Annotated in this window: 20 protein-coding genes; 7 read left to right on the top strand and 13 right to left on the bottom strand. The window is 64.3% G+C overall.

Going from position 1 to position 19851, the window contains the following annotated elements; translation table 11 throughout:
* The first annotated feature begins 212 nt into the window (after nucleotides 1-212).
* The 5 genes from IM733_RS16120 to IM733_RS16100 all read left to right on the top strand — a co-directional run bounded on the left by IM733_RS16120 (nucleotide 213) and on the right by IM733_RS16100 (nucleotide 4424).
* Nucleotides 213-1373, top strand: coding sequence for a D-alanyl-D-alanine carboxypeptidase family protein (locus IM733_RS16120; protein ID WP_248917567.1), 1161 nt, complete (start codon nucleotides 213-215; stop codon nucleotides 1371-1373).
* 73 nt (nucleotides 1374-1446) lie between these two features.
* Nucleotides 1447-1722 (top strand): DUF493 domain-containing protein, encoded by a 276-nt coding sequence (locus tag IM733_RS16115; protein ID WP_213658440.1) that lies wholly within the window; start codon nucleotides 1447-1449, stop codon nucleotides 1720-1722.
* On the top strand, nucleotides 1722-2369 hold the full coding sequence (gene lipB / locus IM733_RS16110) for a lipoyl(octanoyl) transferase LipB (RefSeq protein WP_248917566.1): 648 nt from the start codon (nucleotides 1722-1724) through the stop codon (nucleotides 2367-2369). The genes IM733_RS16115 and lipB overlap by 1 nt, the downstream gene beginning before the upstream one ends.
* Before the next feature lie 2 nt (nucleotides 2370-2371).
* Nucleotides 2372-3388: a lipoyl synthase gene (lipA, locus tag IM733_RS16105; RefSeq protein WP_011535837.1), complete on the top strand. Its 1017-nt coding sequence runs from the start codon at nucleotides 2372-2374 to the stop codon at nucleotides 3386-3388.
* Nucleotides 3389-3485: 97 nt separating this feature from the next.
* Nucleotides 3486-4424: a S66 peptidase family protein gene (locus IM733_RS16100; RefSeq protein WP_248917565.1), complete on the top strand. Its 939-nt coding sequence runs from the start codon at nucleotides 3486-3488 to the stop codon at nucleotides 4422-4424.
* A gap of 114 nt (nucleotides 4425-4538) precedes the next feature.
* Here IM733_RS16100 and IM733_RS16095 read toward each other — a convergent pair whose 3' ends face one another.
* The 5 genes from IM733_RS16095 to leuS form a co-directional block, all read right to left on the bottom strand.
* Nucleotides 4539-5852: a lytic murein transglycosylase gene (locus tag IM733_RS16095; RefSeq protein WP_248917564.1), complete on the bottom strand. Its 1314-nt coding sequence runs from the start codon at nucleotides 5850-5852 to the stop codon at nucleotides 4539-4541.
* A 62-nt stretch (nucleotides 5853-5914) separates the two neighbouring features.
* Nucleotides 5915-6079: an alternative ribosome rescue factor ArfA gene (gene arfA / locus IM733_RS16090; protein WP_011535834.1), complete on the bottom strand. Its 165-nt coding sequence runs from the start codon at nucleotides 6077-6079 to the stop codon at nucleotides 5915-5917.
* A 186-nt stretch (nucleotides 6080-6265) separates the two neighbouring features.
* The gene (gene holA / locus IM733_RS16085) at nucleotides 6266-7303 is read right to left on the bottom strand and encodes a DNA polymerase III subunit delta (RefSeq protein WP_248917563.1); all 1038 of its coding nucleotides are present in this window, start codon (nucleotides 7301-7303) and stop codon (nucleotides 6266-6268) included.
* A 37-nt stretch (nucleotides 7304-7340) separates the two neighbouring features.
* Nucleotides 7341-7946, bottom strand: coding sequence for an LPS assembly lipoprotein LptE (gene lptE, locus IM733_RS16080; RefSeq protein ID WP_248917562.1), 606 nt, complete (start codon nucleotides 7944-7946; stop codon nucleotides 7341-7343).
* Between the two features lie 54 nt (nucleotides 7947-8000).
* A complete protein-coding gene (gene leuS / locus IM733_RS16075; RefSeq protein WP_248917561.1) occupies nucleotides 8001-10607 on the bottom strand; it encodes a leucine--tRNA ligase in 2607 nt (868 codons plus the stop codon).
* Nucleotides 10608-10845: 238 nt separating this feature from the next.
* Between leuS and IM733_RS16070 the strand changes: the two genes are divergently transcribed.
* Both IM733_RS16070 and IM733_RS16065 read left to right on the top strand, forming a co-directional pair.
* Nucleotides 10846-11160: a hypothetical protein gene (locus tag IM733_RS16070; RefSeq protein WP_213658433.1), complete on the top strand. Its 315-nt coding sequence runs from the start codon at nucleotides 10846-10848 to the stop codon at nucleotides 11158-11160.
* 126 nt (nucleotides 11161-11286) lie between these two features.
* On the top strand, nucleotides 11287-12048 hold the full coding sequence (locus IM733_RS16065; protein ID WP_248917560.1) for a YdcF family protein: 762 nt from the start codon (nucleotides 11287-11289) through the stop codon (nucleotides 12046-12048).
* 93 nt (nucleotides 12049-12141) lie between these two features.
* Here the strand turns inward: IM733_RS16065 and lnt are convergent, their stop codons facing one another.
* The 8 genes from lnt to IM733_RS16025 all read right to left on the bottom strand — a co-directional run bounded on the left by lnt (nucleotide 12142) and on the right by IM733_RS16025 (nucleotide 19687).
* A complete protein-coding gene (gene lnt, locus IM733_RS16060) occupies nucleotides 12142-13659 on the bottom strand; it encodes an apolipoprotein N-acyltransferase (RefSeq protein ID WP_248917559.1) in 1518 nt (505 codons plus the stop codon).
* 8 nt (nucleotides 13660-13667) lie between these two features.
* Complete coding sequence (locus IM733_RS16055) at nucleotides 13668-14507, bottom strand: HlyC/CorC family transporter (RefSeq protein ID WP_011535827.1); 840 nt, start codon at nucleotides 14505-14507, stop codon at nucleotides 13668-13670.
* A gap of 27 nt (nucleotides 14508-14534) precedes the next feature.
* On the bottom strand, nucleotides 14535-15008 hold the full coding sequence (gene ybeY / locus IM733_RS16050) for an rRNA maturation RNase YbeY (RefSeq protein ID WP_248917558.1): 474 nt from the start codon (nucleotides 15006-15008) through the stop codon (nucleotides 14535-14537).
* Nucleotides 15001-15999, bottom strand: coding sequence for a PhoH family protein (locus IM733_RS16045; protein ID WP_248917557.1), 999 nt, complete (start codon nucleotides 15997-15999; stop codon nucleotides 15001-15003). The genes ybeY and IM733_RS16045 overlap by 8 nt, the downstream gene beginning before the upstream one ends.
* A gap of 181 nt (nucleotides 16000-16180) precedes the next feature.
* Nucleotides 16181-16726: a tetratricopeptide repeat protein gene (locus tag IM733_RS16040; protein ID WP_248917556.1), complete on the bottom strand. Its 546-nt coding sequence runs from the start codon at nucleotides 16724-16726 to the stop codon at nucleotides 16181-16183.
* Nucleotides 16727-16950: 224 nt separating this feature from the next.
* Nucleotides 16951-18234: a glutamate-1-semialdehyde 2,1-aminomutase gene (gene hemL, locus IM733_RS16035; RefSeq protein WP_248917555.1), complete on the bottom strand. Its 1284-nt coding sequence runs from the start codon at nucleotides 18232-18234 to the stop codon at nucleotides 16951-16953.
* 17 nt (nucleotides 18235-18251) lie between these two features.
* Entirely contained in the window at nucleotides 18252-18875 is a 624-nt protein-coding gene (gene thiE, locus IM733_RS16030; RefSeq protein WP_248917554.1) for a thiamine phosphate synthase, read from the bottom strand.
* 14 nt (nucleotides 18876-18889) lie between these two features.
* Nucleotides 18890-19687 carry a hydroxymethylpyrimidine/phosphomethylpyrimidine kinase gene (locus IM733_RS16025; RefSeq protein ID WP_248917553.1) on the bottom strand — a complete coding sequence of 266 codons (798 nt, stop codon included), beginning with the start codon at nucleotides 19685-19687 and terminating at the stop codon, nucleotides 18890-18892.
* Nucleotides 19688-19851 lie beyond the last annotated feature (164 nt).

The following is a 19851-nucleotide window of genomic DNA, read 5'->3' as shown; positions in this document are numbered from 1 at the left end:
GCAGCGGGTTTAGCCGCGAAACAGAGCACACCGATCTGTCGGTTTGTTCATGAATTGCCGGGCAATGGCATGTACAATGCCCGTTTTTGCCCGCAGCGGCATTACGTCGCGCATTCGGGCCAGGCCACAGGCCATAAAACTAGACTGACGGGGCGCTGGGCAACCGAACCTGCCCACGAAACATCAGACCATTAGCGATTTACGAGAGACGGATGAACATCACCAACCTTGCCAAACGACTCTGCCTGCCCGTTCTGCTGCTGATCACGCCTGCTGCCTTCGCGGCAGAGCAGATGATGCCGGCACCTCCGCAACTGGCCGCCAAGTCCTACGTACTCATGGACGCGTCCAGCGGCAACGTGCTGGTCGAGAACAACGGTGACGAGCGCCTGCCACCCGCCAGCTTGACCAAGCTGATGACCGCGTACATCGCCACCCTGGACATCCGTCGCGGCCAGATCGGCGAGAACGACCCGGTCACCGTCAGCGAGAATGCCTGGCGCACCGGCGGTTCGCGCATGTTCATCAAGGTCGGCAGCCAGGTCACCGTCAGCGACCTGCTGCACGGCATCATCATCCAGTCGGGCAACGACGCTTCGGTGGCCCTGTCCGAGCACATCGCCGGCAGCGAAGACGCCTTCGCCGACATGATGAACAAGACCGCCGGCGACCTGGGGATGGCCAACAGCCACTTCATGAACCCGACCGGCCTGCCGAACCCGGAGCACTACTCCTCGGCCCACGACATGGCCCTGCTGGCGCGCGCGATCATCAACGAAGACCCTGCGCATTACGCCATCTACTCGCAGAAAGAGTTCTTCTGGAACAACATCAAGCAGCCTAACCGCAACCTGCTGCTGTGGCGCGACAAGACGGTCGACGGCCTGAAGACCGGCCACACCGACGAAGCCGGCTACTGCATGGTTGCCTCGGCCGTTCGCGACGGCCAGCGCCTGATCGCCGTGGTGTTCGGCACCAACAGCGAGCAGTCCCGCGCCGCCGAGACGCAAAAGCTGCTGACCTACGGTTTCCGCTTCTTCGAAACCCAGACCTTCTACCAGAAGGGCACCGAGCTGACTCAGGCACCGGTATGGAAAGGCGCCACCAACCAGGTGAAGGCCGGCCTGGCCAACGACCTGACCATGACCATGCCTAAAGGCCAATTGAAACGCCTCCAGGCTTCGATGACCATGAACCCGCAGCTCACCGCACCGATCAACAAAGGTGACGTGATCGGCAAAGTGGAAGTCAAACTGGACGAGAAAGTGGTGCACAGTGCCGACCTCATCGCCCTCGACGGCGTAGAGGAAGGCGGATTCTTGCGCCGTATGTGGGATAGCATCCGTCTGTTCTTCTACGGGTTGTTCAACTGACACGTGACCTGCATGCCCCCGTGAACCAGGCGGGGGCACTGTTGCTGCCACGGCTTACGAGGCCGTTTCCGCCATGAGCGAACCTGACGTCAAGTCGCATAAAATCGAATTCCCCTGCGAGGATTACCCGATCAAGGTGATCGGCGACACCGTCGTCGGCTTCCGCGACACCGTGATCGAGATCCTCAGCAAGCACGCCAAGGTCGACCTGTCGACGCTGGCCGAGCGCCAGAGCAAGGAAGGCAAGTACACCACGGTGCAACTGCATATCGTTGCCGAGAGCGAGAACCAGTTGCACGACATCAACAGTGCCCTGCGTGCCACCGGCATCGTGAAAATGGTGCTGTGATGTCCGGCGTTCTCGGTTTTCGCGATCTTGGCCTGCAGCCCTATGAACCGGTGCTGGAGGCCATGCGTCGCTTTACCGAGCAACGTGGCCCCGACAGCCAGGACGAAATCTGGTTGGTGGAGCACCCACCGGTCTTCACCCAGGGGCAGGCCGGCAAGGCCGAGCACCTGCTGATCCCGGGCGAGATCCCGGTGGTGCAGACCGACCGCGGCGGCCAGGTCACTTATCATGGGCCCGGCCAACTGGTGGCTTACCTGCTGTTGGACGTGCGCCGCCTGAGCATTGGCGTGCGCGAACTGGTCAGCCGCATCGAGCAGACCCTGATCGACCTGCTCGCCAGCTATGGCGTGCAGGCGGTGGCCAAGCCCGATGCCCCTGGCGTTTATGTCGATGGCGCGAAGATCGCGTCCCTTGGCCTTCGAATCCGCAATGGCCGTTCCTTCCACGGCCTTGCCCTGAACGTGGACATGGACCTTGCGCCATTCCGCCGAATCAACCCCTGTGGGTATGCGGGGCTGGCCATGACCCAGCTGCGCGACCTGGCAGGCCCGATCGAACTCGACGAGGTCAGGACAAGGCTGCGCGGACAGCTGGTCAGGCACCTCGACTATGCTGAGCAGACGACCCTGACGGGCGGAATCGACTGATTATGACAACTGTGCAAGAAGCCGTGCCGAACCTGATCCCGACGCAAGACGTCACCCCGCGCCCTGCCCCGAAGAAAGTCGAGGCCGGCGTGAAATTGCGCGGCGCCGAGAAGGTGGCGCGTATTCCGGTGAAGATCATCCCCACCGAAGAACTCCCGAAAAAGCCTGACTGGATTCGCGTGCGCATCCCGGTTTCGCCGGAAGTCGACCGTATCAAGCAACTGCTGCGCAAGCACAAGCTGCACAGCGTCTGCGAGGAGGCTTCCTGCCCGAACCTGGGTGAGTGCTTCTCCGGCGGTACCGCGACCTTCATGATCATGGGTGACATCTGCACCCGTCGCTGCCCGTTCTGCGACGTCGGCCACGGCCGTCCGAAGCCGCTGGACCTGGACGAACCGAAGAACCTGGCCATCGCCATCGCCGACCTGCGTCTGAAGTACGTGGTGATCACCTCGGTGGACCGCGACGACCTGCGTGACGGTGGCGCCCAGCACTTCGCCGACTGCATCCGCGAGATCCGCGCGCTGTCGCCAGGCGTGCAGCTGGAAACCCTGGTGCCCGACTATCGCGGGCGCATGGACGTGGCGCTGGAGATCACCGCGCAGACCCCCCCGGACGTGTTCAACCACAACCTCGAGACCGTGCCGCGCCTGTACAAGGCCGCGCGTCCGGGTTCGGACTACGACTGGTCGCTGGACCTGCTGCAGAAATTCAAGCAGATGGTCCCGCACGTACCGACCAAGTCCGGCCTGATGCTGGGCCTGGGCGAGACCGACGAGGAAGTCATCGAGGTCATGCACCGCATGCGCGAGCACGACATCGACATGCTGACGCTGGGCCAGTACCTGCAGCCGTCGCGCAACCACCTGCCGGTGCAGCGCTTCGTGCACCCGGACACCTTCGCCTGGTTCGCCGAGGAAGGTTACAAGATGGGCTTCAAGAACGTTGCCTCCGGCCCGCTGGTGCGCTCGTCGTACCACGCCGACCAGCAGGCCCACGAAGCCAAGATCAAGCTCTGAAACGAGCTTGTGCGAGCCATGCCGATGCACGCCGTAAGGCGGCATCGGTTTTTTTTTAGCTGCAAGTTCCAAGCGACAAGCTGCAAGGAGTGGCGCGATGAATTGCGTGGAGACCGTTGAATCCCTGTTGCCCAAGGCATTGCCCGACAATGCCTGCTTCGCCATCGTTGCGCCGGCCGGCCCGGCCCGTGTGGACGCCGACAAGGCACGCCGGTGGTTCGAGCAGCGGGGCTACCGCTGCCGTCTCTATCCCGGGGTGAGCCAGGCGGAAGGTTACCTGGCGGGCAGCGACCAACAGCGCCTCCAGGACCTGCACGATGCCTTTGGTGACCCCGACATCGACGCCATCCTTTGCATGCGTGGCGGTTACGGCAGCATGCGCCTGCTCGATGACCTCGATTTCGAGCTGATTCGCCGCCATCCCAAGCCGCTGATCGGCTACAGCGATATCACTGCCCTGCACACGGCAATCAACCGGTATTCAGGCCTCGTCACGTTCCACGGGGCGATGCTCAATGCCGACTTGCTGGGTGGGAAGCTCGAGCCTACCGTGGGTTCGCTGTTCGAACAGTTGGGCGGGCAGTTGGGGAAGGGTGATGAGATTGGCCATCCTGCCGCCTTCCTGCTTACCACTGTGGTACCTGGAGTGGCCTCCGGGCGCCTGATGGGGGGCAACCTGTCGATGCTGGGCGCCACGATGGGCTCGCTGGCGGAGATTGATACCCGCGACAGCATTCTGTTCATCGAGGATGTCAACGAGCCGCTTTACCGCGTGGACCGGCTACTGACCCAGCTGCGCCTGGCGGGCAAGCTGGAGGGGGTGCGAGGTGTGCTGGTGGGGGATTTCGCGGGGATTACGCTCGCATCATTGACGCCGTTGCTGCTGGATATCTTTGGGCCGCTTGGGGTGCCGGTGTTGGCGGGGTGGCGCAGTGGGCATTGCAACCCGAACGTGTGCCTGCCGCTGGGGGCGAGGGTGCAGCTGGATGCCGGCCAGCAGAGGGTGGTGCTGGAGCAGGGATTGTTCAAGGCTTGAAGTGGTCGGGGCCGCGTTGCGGCCCATCGCCGGCAAAGCCGGCTCCTACAGGTACAGCGCAAGTCCTTAGATTGGCGCAGGCCTGTAGGAGCCGGCTTTGCCGGCGAACAGGTCTCAACGACGCAGGCTATCGAGCAGCTTGTGCGTCGGATACCCATCCGCCGGCCAGCCCTGCGCCTGCTGCGCGTTGCGGATGGCCTTGCGGGTGTTGGCACCGATGATCCCGTCAGCATTGCCCGCCTCGTGCCCGTTGGCATTGAGCAGCGTCTGCAGCTCGATGCGTTCGCTGCGGCTCAGTGGCAGGTCGTCCTTGGGCCAGCCGCCGGCGATGAAGCCCCAGCCGTAGAAGCGATCCCCCAGCAGGCTGACCGCCAGCGCGTACGAAGACGAATTGTTGTACTTGAGGATCGCACGGAAGTTGTCCAGCACCAGGAACGCCGGGCCGCGTGCGCCGGCCGGCAACAGCAGTGCGGCGGACAGCTGGCTGCTGCCTGCGGGCAGTTGGGTGCCGGCTGGTAGCTTCACCCCCAACTGCAGCCACTCGCTGACACTCTTGCGCTGGCTGCCGTCTGCCAGCCAGAAGTCGAAGCCCGCCGGCACCTGCACCTCGAAGCCCCAGGGTTGGTCGCGCTTCCAGCCGGAGGCTTGAAGGTAGTGGGCGGTCGACGCCAGGGCGTCGGCGGTGCTGTTCCAGATGTCGCGGCGACCATCGCCGTCGAAGTCCACGGCGTGCGTCAGGTAGGTGGTCGGGATGAACTGGGTCTGCCCCATCGCGCCGGCCCAGGAGCCGCGCATCGCGTCGGGCTGGATATCGCCGTTCTGCAGGATCTGCAGCGCAGCGATCAGCTGGTCCTGGGCGAATTGCGGGCGACGGCCTTCATAGGCGAGGGTGGCCAGCGAACGGATCACCGACTTGCTGCCCTGGAACTGGCCGAAGTTGCTCTCCATGCCCCAGACCGAGACCAGCACCTGGCGGTCGACGCCGTAGCGCTGTTCGATACGGCTCAGCAGTTCGCTGTTCTGCTCCAGCAGCTTCTTGCCGTTGCGCACGCGCAGAGGCGACAGGGCGCCGTCGAGATACTCCCAGACCGGGCGGGTGAACTCGGGTTGGCTGCGGTCGGCCTTGATCACGTCCATGTCTGGTGTGACGCCGAGAAAGGCGCGATCGAACAGGCTGGGGCTGATACCGGCTTGCAGGGCTTGCTGGCGGAAGCCTGCTTGCCACTGGGCGAAGGTCTGCAGCGGCTGGATTTCGGTGCTGACTTCAGGGCTAGCGCTGGGCAGTGCGACGACCGGGGCGGGCTGGGCGGGTGCGAGCGGCAGGGCGTCCGCGGCGGTGGGTTTCTCCGCGCAGGCGACCAGCAGGATGAAGCTGGTGGCAGCGATCAGCTGGCGCGGTTGCCAGCGTAGAGTGAGACGAGAGGGCATGCACAGATCCAGAGTTGCAGGTCAGGTGCCGACCATACCATGCCTGTGCCTTTCATGCCCTTTCAGGCCGCCATAAAGCAAGAAGCCTCCCAATCTCTCGATTGGAAGGCTTCGCGGCGGTAGCTGCCTTTGCCCTTGTTCGGTTGCTCTTGTCGGCAGCGGAACAGCGGTTGGGCGATGATCGATTTGGCCTTGTTGGGGCCGTGCTTCTTCGGTTTCTTGCTCATGGTGGGTTCCCGGTCGGGGGGTGGATTTCGTGGCGGACATTAGGCTTGTTGGCGGTAGAGGGCCAATTGATTGTGTATATGGTTCGCGGGTTGCGGCAGCAGCGGTCCTTGTAGCGGCTTTACCCGCGAAGAATGCGACACGGTATGTGGCACCCGCTTCGCGGGTGATCGCGGCTGAAGCCGCTCCTACTCGGCAGGTAGTGTCAGGCGTTGCCCGGCCATCAACAGCGACAAGCGGGTCAGGCCGGTCCAGGGCGAGCCTTCGGCTTGCCCCTTGATCTGCGCATCGATGCGCTGGGCATCCTGCAGTAGCATGGCCCAGCGCTGCGCCGAAAGGCGTTGCAGGGCTTTGCTCACGAGGGGGCGGCGCTTGTCCCATACCGGGGGCCGGGCTTGGCTGAATGCCTTGTCCAGGGGGACGCCCTGGCTGAACTGCAGGGCCAGCCCGGCCAGCAGGCGCAGTTCACGGGCCAGTGCCCAGAGAATGACCGGTGGCTCGACTCCCTCGCCACGCAGGCCCTCGAGCATGCGCAGGGCGTGGGCCGCTTCACCGTTGAGAATGGCATCGACCAGGCCGAAGACATCGAAGCGGGCACTGTCGGCGACCGCGGCCTGGACAGTCTCGACGGTGATCTGGTTGCCTTCGGCGAGCAGCTTGAGCTTCTCGATTTCCTGGGCGGCGGCCAGCAGGTTGCCTTCCACCCGTGCGGCGATCAGGTCGACCGCATCACGCTGGGCCGACAGGCCGGCCTGTGACAGGCGCTGGTTGATCCACTGGGGTAACTGTTGTGCGTCCACCGGCCAGATCTGCACGAACTGGCAGTGTTCCCCCTCGATCAGTGCCTTGCCCCACTTGGTTTTCTGCGCGCTGCCGTCGAGCTTCGGCAGGCTGATCAGCAAGAGCGTGTCTTCGGCAGGCCTGGCGCAGTACTCCATCAGCGCGGCGGCGCCCTTGTCGCCCGGCTTGCCGGAGGGCAGGCGCAGTTCCAGCAGGCGCCGCTGGGCGAACAACGACAGGCTGGCACCGGCCTGGAGCAGGTTGCCCCAGTCGAAGTTGGCGTCGGCGCTGAACACCTGGCGTTCGTCGAAGCCCTGCTGGCGTGCGGCGCCGCGGATGGCATCGGCGGCTTCCTGGCACAGCAGCGGGTCGTCACCACTGACGATATAGACGGGCGCGAGCTGGCCTTGCAGGTGCTTGTTGAGTTGGGCAGGGGACAGTTTCATAGAGAGAGGCGGGGTGCCTCAGGCACCCCGTTCCGGCTTACTTGGCCGGGACTTCCAGCGGCGATTGCTGGGGCGTCTCGTCCTGGATGCGTTGCGCTTCCTGAAGGGCGCGTGCTTCGGCCTGGGCGCGTTCGTCGGCCTTGCGCTGCAGGTCGTCGAGGCGAGTTGGCGTCAGCTGCTGCAGGCGCACCATCATGCCCTGCACCAGGTCACGGCGAATCTCGTTGCGAACCTGGGTGGCTTCCTGGCCGGAGCCGGTGATGTTGTTGCCGTCGTACACGTAGTACTTCTGCACTTGCAGTTTGTCTTCCAGCAGAACGCTGTCGTTCTGGCCTTCGATCGCATAGTTGAGCACGGTGGTCAGCTCGTACTCCGCCGAACGGGAACCGCCGGTGTAGGTTGCCGCGCGCTGGGTTTCCTGCTCGTTGGTAAGCACGAGCTTGTAAGGCGCGCCGCTGTAGACCTTCACGCCGCTGTTCTGCAGCGTGGTGCGCAGTTGCTTGACCGTGTCGCCATAAGCGTTACGGGCGCTGAGGTCCAGTTCCTTGATGGTCAGTTCGGTGGTGCCAGTGCCGCGCAGCTGGAAACCGCAGGCGCTCAGCAGTACAGCGAGGCCCATTACCAGCAGATTGCGTTTGATCATGTTGTAGCTCCCTCGTGGGCCGAATACGCCCACCCGTGCGGGTGGGCGTTGCCATCAATTGGCGACGATGTTGACCAGCTTGCCCGGTACCACGATGACCTTGCGGATGGTCAGGCCGTCAGTGAAACGCAGGACGTTCTCGTTATTGCGGGCGGCGGCTTCGATCTCTTCACGGCTGGCGGCGGCGGGCATTTCCACCTGGCCACGCAGCTTGCCGTTGACCTGCACCACCAGCGTCACGGTGTCCTGCACCAGGGCGCTTTCGTCGACCGTCGGCCAGGTCGCGTCGATCACCGCCTGCTCATGGCCCAGCTGCTTCCACAGTTCGTGGGAGATGTGCGGGGTGATCGGTGCCAGCAGCAGGGTGACGGCCTCGAGGCCTTCCTGCAGCAGGGCGCGATCCTGGGCGGTGGCCTGCGGGGCCTTCTCCAGCACGTTCATCACGGTCATCACCTGGGCGATGGCGGTGTTGAACTTGTGGAACTGGCCCACGTCGGTGCTGGCTTGCTTGATCGCGGCGTGGATGGCGCGGCGGATGACTTTCTGCTCGTCGTTCAGGGTGGTGATGTCCAGCTGGCCCGGCAGGCCCTGTGCCACATGGGCCTGGGCCAGGCGCCAGACGCGGCGCAGGAAGCGGCTGGCACCCTCGACGCCGGAGTCGGACCACTCCAGGCTCATGTCGGGCGGCGAGGCGAACATCATGAACAGGCGGCAGGTGTCGGCACCATACTGCTCGATCATCGATTGCGGGTCGACGCCGTTGTTCTTCGACTTCGACATCTTCTCGGTGCCGCCGATTTCCACCGGCAGGCCGTCGGTCTTCAGGCGTGCGCCGATGATCTTGGCTTTCGCGTCGCGCTCGATCTCGACGTCGGCCGGGTTGAACCAGTCCTTGCCGCCGTTGCTGGCGACACGGTAGTACGTTTCGGCGACGACCATGCCTTGGGTGAGCAGGTTCTTGAACGGCTCGTTCGAAGTCACCAGGCCTTCGTCACGCATCAGCTTGTGGAAGAAGCGCGCGTACAGCAGGTGCAGGATGGCGTGCTCGATACCGCCGATGTACTGGTCCACCGGCAGCCAGTGGTTGGCGGCTTTCGGGTCGACCAGGCCCTTGTCGTAGTTGGGCGAGGCGTAGCGGGCGAAGTACCAGGACGACTCGACGAAGGTGTCCATGGTGTCGGTTTCGCGCTTGGCCGCAGTGCCGCATTTCGGGCAGGTGCACTCATAGAACTCGGGCATGCGTGCCAGCGGCGAACCGGCGCCGTCCGGCACCACGTTCTCCGGCAGCGTCACCGGCAGTTGGTCTTCCGGTACCGGCACGTCGCCGCACGATGGGCAGTGGATGATCGGGATCGGGCAACCCCAGTAGCGCTGGCGGCTGATACCCCAGTCGCGCAGGCGGAACTGGGTGCGCGACTTGCCCAGGTCCTTGCGGATCAGGGCAGCCTCGATGGCGTCGAAGGCGCCCTGGAAGTCCAGGCCGTCGAACTCGCCGGAGTTGATCAGCTGGCCGTGCTCGCCGTAGGCGGCCAGCCATTCGCTGCCGACATTGTCACCGGCGCTGGTGCGCACTACGGCCTTGACCGGCAGGTTGTACTTGTGGGCGAACTCGAAGTCGCGCTCGTCGTGGGCCGGCACGGCCATCACCGCACCGTCGCCGTAATGCATCAGCACATAGTTGGCGACCCATACCGGCAGCTTCTCACCGGTCAGCGGGTGCTCGACGAACAGGGAAGTGGCCATGCCCTTCTTCTCCTGCGTGGCCATGTCGGCCTCGGCGACGCTGCCGCTCTTGCACTCGTCGATGAATGCCTGCAGCGCAGCATTGCCCTGGGCGGCCTGGGTGGCCAGCGGGTGCTCGGCGGCGACGGCCACGTAGGTGGCACCCATCAGGGTGTCCGGGCGGGTGGTGAAGACCTTCAGGGTGCCTTCGTGGCCGATGCTGGCCTGGTTGTACGGGAACTGCACTTCCATGCCGCGCGACTTGCCGATCCAGTTGCGTTGCATCGTCTTGACCTGCTCGGGCCAGCCCGGCAGCTCGTCGAGGCTTTCCAGCAACTCGTCGGCGTAGTCGGTGATGCGGAAGTAGTACATCGGGATCTCGCGCTTCTCGATCAGCGCGCCCGAACGCCAGCCACGGCCGTCGATGACCTGTTCGTTGGCCAGTACGGTCTGGTCGGCCGGGTCCCAGTTGACGGTGCCGTTCTTGCGGTAGATGACGCCTTTTTCGAACAGGCGGGTGAACAGCCACTGTTCCCAGCGGTAGTAGTCCGGCTTGCAGGTGGTGACTTCACGCGACCAGTCGATGGCCAGGCCCAGGCTCTTGAGCTGGGTCTTCATGTAGTCGATGTTCTCGTAGGTCCACTTGGCCGGGGCGACGTTGTTCTTCATCGCGGCGTTTTCCGCCGGCATGCCGAAGGCGTCCCAGCCCATGGGTTGCAGGACGTTCTTGCCGAGCATGCGCTGGTAGCGGGCAATCACGTCGCCGATGGTGTAGTTGCGCACGTGGCCCATGTGTAGCTTGCCGCTCGGGTACGGGAACATCGATAGGCAGTAGTAAGTCTCTTTGCCTGGCTGTTCGGTAACAGCGAACGATTGTTGCTCGTCCCAGGCATTCTGGGCGGCGGCTTCTACATCACGGGGTGTGTATTGTTCGTGCATGGCTACTTTGTATTGAGAGATAAGAGACATGTTCCAGGCAGCGCGACCTCGCTGCGTCCGGCACTCCGGTGTCGTAATAGAGTGAACGCCGTAGCATACATGAGCGCCGCGCGTCGTGGGAAACCCAGTTTGCATCGCGCGCCGCGCGGGCCGTTGGTCGTGACGGACGGCTGCTTTTGCCAGCGACGCTAAGCTCTTTTGTGGGGGGAGAAATTCTTACCTTCAATGAGGTGAACGGATGGGAGAGTCGCAACTACCTGCAAACAAACCGGAGCTGTACGAGCGCCTGATCGACCGCCTGGGCCTGGCACTGGAAATTGCCAGGACATCGGTACGATTGCGCGATGAGATGCCCGCCGAACTGGAACTACGTGGTCTGAGCCACGCCGAGTTCGAGGTTATCAAGGCCTACTTGGAATCCCTCCCGGAAGGCCGTCATGCCAGCGCCGGTGCGTATACGCAGCCGGAACAGTCCACGGCCAGGATCATCTGGCTCAAGGATAGAAAGCGTTCAACCGCTCCAGCCAGATCCAGGACGCTGCCGTCCCGATAGCCGTTCAGGGTTGCAGGCGCAGGGCAACGCGCCGGTTCTTCGATACACACACTCCGATCGGTGCCGGTCGCCCTTGAGGCCCGGCGCCGATCCTCTTAGGCTGCATGCCTTCCATGGAGGTATGTCATGCCGATTCGCTTTTTCATCAAACAATGGTTGATGCCCCCGGGCCTGCTCCTGCTCCTGCTGCTGGCCGCCTGGTGGTGGCGACGGCGACGTCCGCGCCTGGCGGCCTTCTGCTTCACCGTTGGCTTGGGTGGGCTGTGGCTGATGAGCCTGCCGCTGGTGGTGGAGCAGGCGGCGCGGGTGTTGGAGACCGAACCGCCGCTTGAGGTGGCCAGCTGGAAAAACCTGGCGACGCAGGCTGATGCCATCGTGATCCTCGGGGCTGGGCGCGAGCGGGGTGATCCGGCCTGGGGCGGCTCGGACCAGCCGACCTATGTCGCCCTGGAGCGCATGCGCTTTGCTGCCCAATTGGCCAAGGTTTCAGGGTTGCCGGTGTTGACCAGTGGCGGTTTGCACTACGGCACGCCACCCAGCGAGGCGCAGTTGATGGCTGATCGCCTGGAGGCCGATTTCGGGGTGAAGGTCGCCTGGAAGGAAGAGGCCAGCCGTACTACCTGGGAGAATGCCGACTTCACGGCGAAGCTGCTGCAGCCGTTGGGTATTCGTCGTGTGGTGGTGGTGACCCAGGCCTGGCATATGCAGCGCTCGCGCTGGAGTTTCGAGCGAGCGGGGTTTGAAGTGGTTCCGGCACCGGTGGGCTTCCTTGGGCAGGAACATGCGCGGCCATTCAGCGGATTGCTGCCAGAAGGGCGGGCGATGTGGCAGAGCGGGCAGTTGCTGAACGAGGCGGTGGGGTTGCTGGGATATCGGTTGTTCTATTGAAGCCTGGCGTGTGCGATCCCTGCAGGAGATCGCGCAGGGATCAGCGGCCTCTGTTAGGAGCGGCTAAAGTCGCTCCTACAGGGGCGTTGTCGGTCAGACGGTCTTGGCGATTCGCCCCGCCAGCAACGCCCAACCCAGCAGCAATGCGCAGACGATCGCCAGCGGCCATGAGCGCCATTGCAGGTAAGGCGTCAGTTGCTGCATCGGCACCACCTCGCCATACAACACAGCCCGCTGGAACTGCGGCACTTGCGCGGTGATTCGGCCAAACGGGTCGATCAGCGCGGTCACGCCGTTGTTGGTGGCGCGGATCATCCAGCGACCGGCCTCCAGCGCACGCATCTGGGCCATCTGCAGGTGCTGTAGCGGACCGATCGAGGTACCGAACCAGGTGTCGTTGCTGATGGTCAGCAGCAGGTCGCTGCGCGCCGCCAGGCTGGCGGCGAACTCCGGGTAAACCACTTCGTAGCAGATGTACGGCGCGATCTGGTAACCCTTGGCCTGAAGCAGTGGCTGGTCCTCGGGGCCCCGGGCGAAGTCCGACATCGGCAAGTTGAAGAACTCGATCAGCCCGCGCAGCATGTCCTGCAACGGCACGTACTCGCCAAACGGCACCAGCTTCTGCTTGAGGTAGGTGCCGTCGCCTTCGCCGGTCACGGTGACGCCGTTGAAGTAGCGACGTTGGTGGTGTACTTCCTGGCGCACCGGCACGCCGGTGATCAGCGCCGAATGACGGTCGGCGGCAAAGCCCCCCATCATGTCGATGTAGCCCTGGGCCTGGTCCTTGAGCACGGGGACCGCGGTTTCCGGCCACACCAGCAGGTCGACTGGCCTCGAGCTGAAGCTCATGTCGCGGTACAGCGCCAGTTGTGCATTGACGTGGGCTGGGTCCCACTTCAGGTCCTGTTCCACATTGCCCTGCAGGGCGGCGACTTTCAGCGGGTCGCCCGCTGGCTTGGTCCAGGCATGATCCTTGAGGGCCAGGCCGATGACCCATGGCGCCACCAGTAACAGCACGCCCACAGCCAGGAACGAACGGCGTTCGCGCAGGCGATGGAGGTTACACAGCAGGGCGGCGGTCAACGCCAGGGCGAAGGAGATCAGCCAGACGCCACCCAGCGGGGCAAGGCCGGCCAGTGGGCCGTCGAGCTGGCTGTAACCGGCATAGAGCCAGGGGAAACCGGTAAGGAACCAGCCGCGGAAGGCCTCCTGCAACAGCCACAGGGCGGCGAAGCACAAGGTGTCAGCCAATGGCGCCTCGTCGCGGCGCAGCCAGCGCGCCCAAAGCCAGGCGGGCAGGGCGAAGAAGAACGCCAGGCAGGCGAAGAACGCCACCAGCAGGGCGATTGCCAGCAGCGGCGAGGCGCCGCCGTAGGTGTTCATGCTGACGTAGATCCACCAGGTGCCGGCGCCGTAAAGGCCAAAGCCGAAACACCAGCCACGGCCCAGCGCCTGGCGCGGGCTCAGCTCGCGCAGGCCGGCATAGAACAGCGCCAGGGACAGCAGGGCCAGCGGCCAGATGTCGAAGGGCGCCAGGGCCAGGAGGGTGGAGGCGCCGGCCGCCAAGGCCAGCAGGTTACCGGGCCAGCCGGGGCGGGTGATCCAGCGCATGTCGTTCCTTAGCGGGTGATCGGTGTCAGGCGCAGCAAGTGTATCCGGCGACTGTCGGCATTGAGAACACGGAAGCGGTAGCTGCCGATCTCGGTGGTTTCGTTACGCTTGGGCAGGTGGCCGAAGGCACTCATGACCAGGCCGCCGACGGTGTCGAACTCGTCATCGGAGAATGTGCTGTCGAAGAACGCATTGAAGTTCTCGATGGGCGTGAGTGCCTTGATCAGGAAGTCGCCGCTGGGCAATGGCTTGATGTAGCTGTCTTCCTCGACATCGTGTTCGTCCTCGATGTCGCCAACGATTTGCTCGAGCACGTCTTCGATGGTCACCAGCCCCGCCACGCCGCCGTATTCGTCGATGACGATGGCCATGTGGTTGTGGTTGGCGCGGAACTCGCGCAGCAGCACGTTCAGGCGCTTCGATTCGGGTACGAAGGTGGCCGGGCGCAGCAGGTCCTTGATGTTGAAACTGTCACCGTTCTCTTTGAGGATGAGTGGCAGCAGGTCCTTGGCGAGCAGGATGCCGAGCACATCGTCGTGGCTCTCGCCGATCACCGGGTAGCGCGAGTGCGCGGCGTCGATCACCGCCGGCAGGAACTCGCGTGGCGACTGGCTGGCCTTGATGCTGATCATCTGCGAGCGCGGCACCATGATGTCGCGCACCTGCAGGTCGGCGACCTGGATGGCACCCTCGACGATGGTCAGCGCTTCGCTGTCGAGCAGCTTGTTCTGATGGGCTTCGCGCAGCAGCTCGAGGAGCTCCTGGCGGTTTTTCGGCTCATGGGCAAAAGCCTGGGTCAGTTTACCCAGCCAGGACTTTTGCCCGTTGCTCGATCGATCTTCGCTCATGGCGGTTACTCGTGATCCTTGCAGTGTTCAGTGTGTGGGTGAATCGGTTTCGTCGTCGGCGTATGGGTCTGGATGACCCAGTTCGGCCAGCAATTCTCGTTCCAGTGCCTCCATCTCCTCGGCCTCATCGTCTTCGATGTGGTCGTAGCCGAGCAGGTGCAGGCAGCCATGGATGACCAGGTGCGCCCAATGCGCTTCGAGCGACTTGCCCTGCTCCCGGGCCTCGCGCTCGACCACCGGCACGCAGATCACCAGGTCGCCCAGCAGCGGGATGTCGAGCAGGTCGTCGGGAACGTCGGCGGGGAAGGACAACACGTTCGTCGCGTAGTCCTTGTGCCGGTAAGTGTGGTTCAGCTCGCGGCCTTCAGTCTCGTCGACCAGGCGGATGGTCATCTCTGAGTCGGCTGTGCGCTGACGCAAGGCCAGCTCGCACCAGCTGCGGAAGGCGGCGTCATCGGGGGCAGCGGCGTCCGTGGCCCGTTGCAGGTCGAGTTCAAGCATCTTTGCCGGTTGCCTCGGGCTTCGACTGGCGGGCTTCGAAGCGGTCGTAGGCTTCGACGATACGCTGCACCAGCGGGTGGCGTACCACGTCCTTGGGTTGGAAATGGGTGAAGCTGATGCCTGGCACGTCCTTGAGCACCTCGATCACGTGGGCCAGGCCCGACTTGGTGCCACGGGGCAGGTCGACCTGGGTGATGTCGCCAGTGATCACCGCGGTCGAGCCGAAGCCGATGCGGGTGAGGAACATCTTCATCTGTTCGAGGGTGGTGTTCTGGCTTTCGTCGAGGATGATGAAGCTGTTGTTGAGCGTGCGGCCGCGCATGTAGGCCAATGGGGCGATCTCGATCACCTGGCGCTCGATCAGCTTGGCCACGTGTTCGAAGCCAAGCATCTCGTAGAGCGCGTCGTACAGCGGGCGCAGGTACGGGTCGATCTTCTGGGCGAGGTCGCCGGGCAGGAAGCCGAGCTTTTCGCCGGCCTCGACCGCCGGGCGCACCAGCAGGATGCGCCGCACCTGTTCGCGCTCCAGGGCGTCGACGGCGCAGGCGACCGCCAGGTACGTCTTGCCGGTACCGGCCGGGCCGATGCCGAAGTTGATATCGTTGGCCAGGATTTCCTTGACGTAGCGCTGCTGGTTGAGCCCGCGCGGGCGAATGTTGCCCTTGCGTGTGCGCAGCGAGACGCTGACCTCGTTGACGGCGGGATTGTCGATGTGTTCGACGGCCGACTCCTGGAGATAGAGGTGGACGGTTTCCGGCGACAGATCGCTGGCCTTTGTTTCTCGGTAGAGACGGCGCAACAGCTGTTCAGCTGCGGAAGTGGTCTTGGGTTCGCCGATCAGTTCGAATTGATTGCCGCGGTTGCGGATCTCGATGGCCAGGCGTTGTTCGATCAGGCGCAGGTGCTCGTCGAACTGGCCGCACAGGTTGGCGAAACGGTGGGCCTCGAAAGGTTCGAGGATGAAACGATGGGGTTCTATGGGTGCGTTCAAGGTCGTTTCTAGCCGCTCGACGGCGATGGATGTGAACTCAAGAATAACCCTTGAATGGCAGTGGCGAAAGCACTGAAACGATCAAGGGTGGGGGCGATTGCTCCGATTCGCTTGCTGATTGTGACAGGGCAAGTTGACGGTTCGATGATGTTGGGGATTGCGCTGAGTTGCAGAGCGCAGGTCACGGCAGAGGTGAAAAGGGCGTGCGCCCTTCGGCGTTCTGCAATTCGAGCAGGTATTTGCGGAAGATCTGGCCGAGCACCTGAGTGGCGTGCTCGAGTTCGTCGCGGGGCATTTGCTCGGTGACTTCGTCGGCCATGTCCAGGGCGTCCTCCGCCCCGTTGACCGCGGCCATCTTCAGCAGGATGTAGGCCTGCACGTTGTTGGCCTTGACCCCTTCGCCATGGAAGAACATCGAACCTAGACGGTACTGCGCCTGGGCCTGGCCCTGCAGCGAGGCCTTCTCGAACCATTTGAGGGCGAAGTCGAGGTGACGTGGCGTGCCACTGTAGTAGAACTCGCCCAGTTCGTACTGCGCCTCGGCATCCCCGGATTCCGCCGTCCGCTCGCAGGCCTTCAGGGCGCTCTCCAGCTCTTCGGGCGCTGTATTGAGGGTGCAGCGGCCCGCCGCCGGAATCAGCAACGAGTTACCGCCCTCCGCCAGGGCCAGCAGGGGCTGAAGTAGCAACAGGCAGCCCAAGGTCAGGGCGCGGCCGGTGCGGTTCATGGGGATCGACTTACCTCTGCAAAGCTGCGGCCAATATCTCTGGTGGCACATTATGGGATAAGCAGCGCCAACCTTACAAAGATTTACTCGAATTTCTGCGTCGTCAGGGAAGGCGAAGCTTCAGCTTGGGTTTGTGAGCGGTGTCACGCTTTGCGGGTTGTTCGCCGGCAAACCGGCTCCTACGGGGGGCTGTAGGAGCCGGCTTGCCGGCGAACTGGCTCGGATCACTTGAGCTTGGCGAAGGCGCGCTCGGCCGCATCCAGGGTGATCTGCAGCTCCTTGTCGCCATGGGCGATGGAGGTGAAACCGGCCTCGAAGGCGCTGGGGGCCAGGTACACGCCACCTTCAAGCATCAGGTGGAAGAAACGCTTGAAGCGTTCCGCGTCGCTGGCCATCACGTCGTCGAAGGTGACAATGTCGTCGGCGCCGCTGAAGTACAGGCCGAACATGGCACCCGCTTGCGTGGTGACGAACGGTACGCCTGCGGCATCGGCGCGTTGCTGCAGGCCGTCGAGCATGCTGCTGGTGAAGGCCGTCAGTTCGTCGTGGAAGCCAGGGCGGCTGATCAGCTTCAGGGTGGTCAGGCCGGCGGCCATGGCCAGCGGGTTGCCCGACAAGGTGCCGGCCTGGTAGACCGGGCCCAGCGGGGCGATGCAGCCCATGATCTCGCGCTTGCCACCGAAGCAGCCAACCGGCATGCCGCCACCGACGATCTTGCCGAAGGTCGACAGGTCCGGGGTGATGCCGTAGTGGCCCTGGGCGCCGCCCAGCGACACGCGGAAACCGGTCATCACTTCATCGAAGATCAGCACCACGCCATGCTTGTCGCACTGCGCGCGCAGGCCTTCGAGGAAGCCTGGCGCCGGTGGCACGCAGTTCATGTTGCCGGCCACTGGCTCGACGATGATGCAGGCCACGGTCTGGCCGACTTCGGCGAGGGTCTTTTCGACCGCGGCGATGTCGTTGAACGGCAGTGTCAGGGTGTGCTTGGCGAAGTCGGCGGGCACGCCGGCCGAGCTCGGTACGCCTTGTGTCAGCAGGCCGGAACCGGCCTTGACCAGCAGGCTGTCGGAGTGGCCGTGGTAGCACCCCTCGAACTTGATGATCGCGTCGCGACCGGTGTAGCCACGGGCCAGGCGGATGGCGCTCATGGTGGCTTCGGTGCCGGAGCTGACCATGCGCACCATCTCCATCGACGGCACGATCGAGCAGACTAGGTCGGCCATCTCGGTTTCCATGGCGGTCGGCGCACCGTACGACAGGCCGTGTTCCAGCTGTCGGCGCACGGCGTCCAGCACGTCCGGGTGGCCGTGGCCAAGGATCATAGGGCCCCAGGAGCCGACGTAGTCGACGTAGCGCTTGTCATCCTCGTCGACGACATAGGCGCCTTCGGCGTGCTTGAAGAACAGCGGGGTGCCGCCAACGCTCTTGAAGGCGCGCACGGGCGAGTTGACGCCGCCGGGGATGTGCTTCTGGGCTTGGGCGAACAGGGCTTCGGAACGGGACATGGGATCTTCTCTCGAAATCAGGAGGCGAACAGGGCGTTGAAGGCGCGGGCGCGGCGGGTGACTTCCTGCGCGCTGTCGGCACCGAACAGGCCGTGGATCACCGCCAGCAGGTCGGCGCCATGGGCGACCAGCGGTGCGGCGTTGTCGAGGGTGATGCCGCCGATCACTGCGATCGGCAGTTTCACGCGGGCGCGGGCCTGGCCCAGCAGGTCGAGGCTGGCGGCCGGGGCCCCCGGCTTGGTGACGGAATTGAAGAAGCGGCCGAAGGCGACGTAGCTGGCGCCTTCGCTGGCCGCTTGCTGTGCCAGCTCGAGGCTGGCGTGGCAGGTGGAGCCGATGATCGCCTGGCGGCCGAGCAGCGCACGGGCCGGGGTCAGCGGGCCGTCGGTCTGGCCCAGGTGCACGCCGCCCCCCAGGCGCGCGGCCAGTTCGGCGTCATCATTGATGATCAGTTGCGTGCCGTAGCGCTCGCACAGTTTCAGCAGCGCCTCGGCCTCGCGCAGGCGGCGGGCCGCGTCGTCGCCCTTGTCGCGGTACTGCAGCAGGCACACGCCGCCTTCCAGCGCCGCTTCCACGTGGGATAGAAAACGGCCGGCAAGCAGCTGGCTGTCGGTGATGGCATACAGACCGCGGAGCGTCATCGGGTAGCCTCGTGTCAGGAGCAGAAATCCAGGGGCAGGCGGCGCGGCACGTACTGGCCCTTGCCCAGTTGCTCGGCGTCACGCAGGGTGCGCCAGGTGTAGTCCAGGGCACTGCGCACGGCGCTTTCCAGCTGCTCGCCGAGGGCCAGGCGACCGGCCAGGGCGCTGGCCAGGGTGCAGCCCGAGCCGTGGTAGCTGCCCGGCAGGCGCTGGCAGGTCCAGGTGTGTGGCTGGCCGTTGCGGCTGTACAGGCGGTTGTGAATTTCGTCCTCGTCGCCGTGACCGCCGGTGATCAGCAGGTGTCTACAGAACGGCAGCAGTTTTTCGGCGCATTCGTCCGCCGTGCCTTCCGGCAGTTCCGCGAGGATGCGCGCTTCCGGCAGGTTGGGCGTGGCGATGGTGGCCAGGGGTAGCAGGCGTTCGCGCAGGGCGTAGCCGACCTCGTCCTTGCCCAGGCGACCGCCGCCGCCGGCGCGCAGCACCGGGTCGCAGACCAGCGGCAGGTGCGGATGCGCGGCCAGCAGTTCGGCGACGGTATCGACCATCTCGATCGAACCGAGCATACCCAGCTTGACCGCGGCCACCGTGGAGTCGGCCAGCACGGCGTTGGCCTGGGCCAGCACCCACTCGCGGTCGAGCACGCGGAAGTCGGAAACGTTGACGGTATCCTGCACGGTCAGGGCGGTCACGGCAGGCGCGGCGTGACAGCCCTGGGCGAGCAGGGCTTCGATATCTGCCTGCAGGCCGGCGCCACCACTGGGGTCGTGGCCGGACAGACAGAGGACAACGGGGCGGGAGCTGTAGGTATTCATGGTCGGCGAGCTTATCACCAAACCTTTTTGCGCGGATCGGTCGCTGCGCAAGATTTGCTGATCAAGTGGTCAGGATGCAATTGTGAGAGTCTCTGAAAGATGCATGCTAGAGCTTCTGTATGCAAATTCGCAGTGGCCTCTGGCCATGCCGGAAAGCTATGCTA

It is taken from the genome of Pseudomonas entomophila, from assembly GCF_023277925.1.
Lineage (GTDB): Bacteria > Pseudomonadota > Gammaproteobacteria > Pseudomonadales > Pseudomonadaceae > Aquipseudomonas > Aquipseudomonas entomophila_D.
This window is presented reverse-complemented; position numbering and strand designations above follow the sequence as displayed.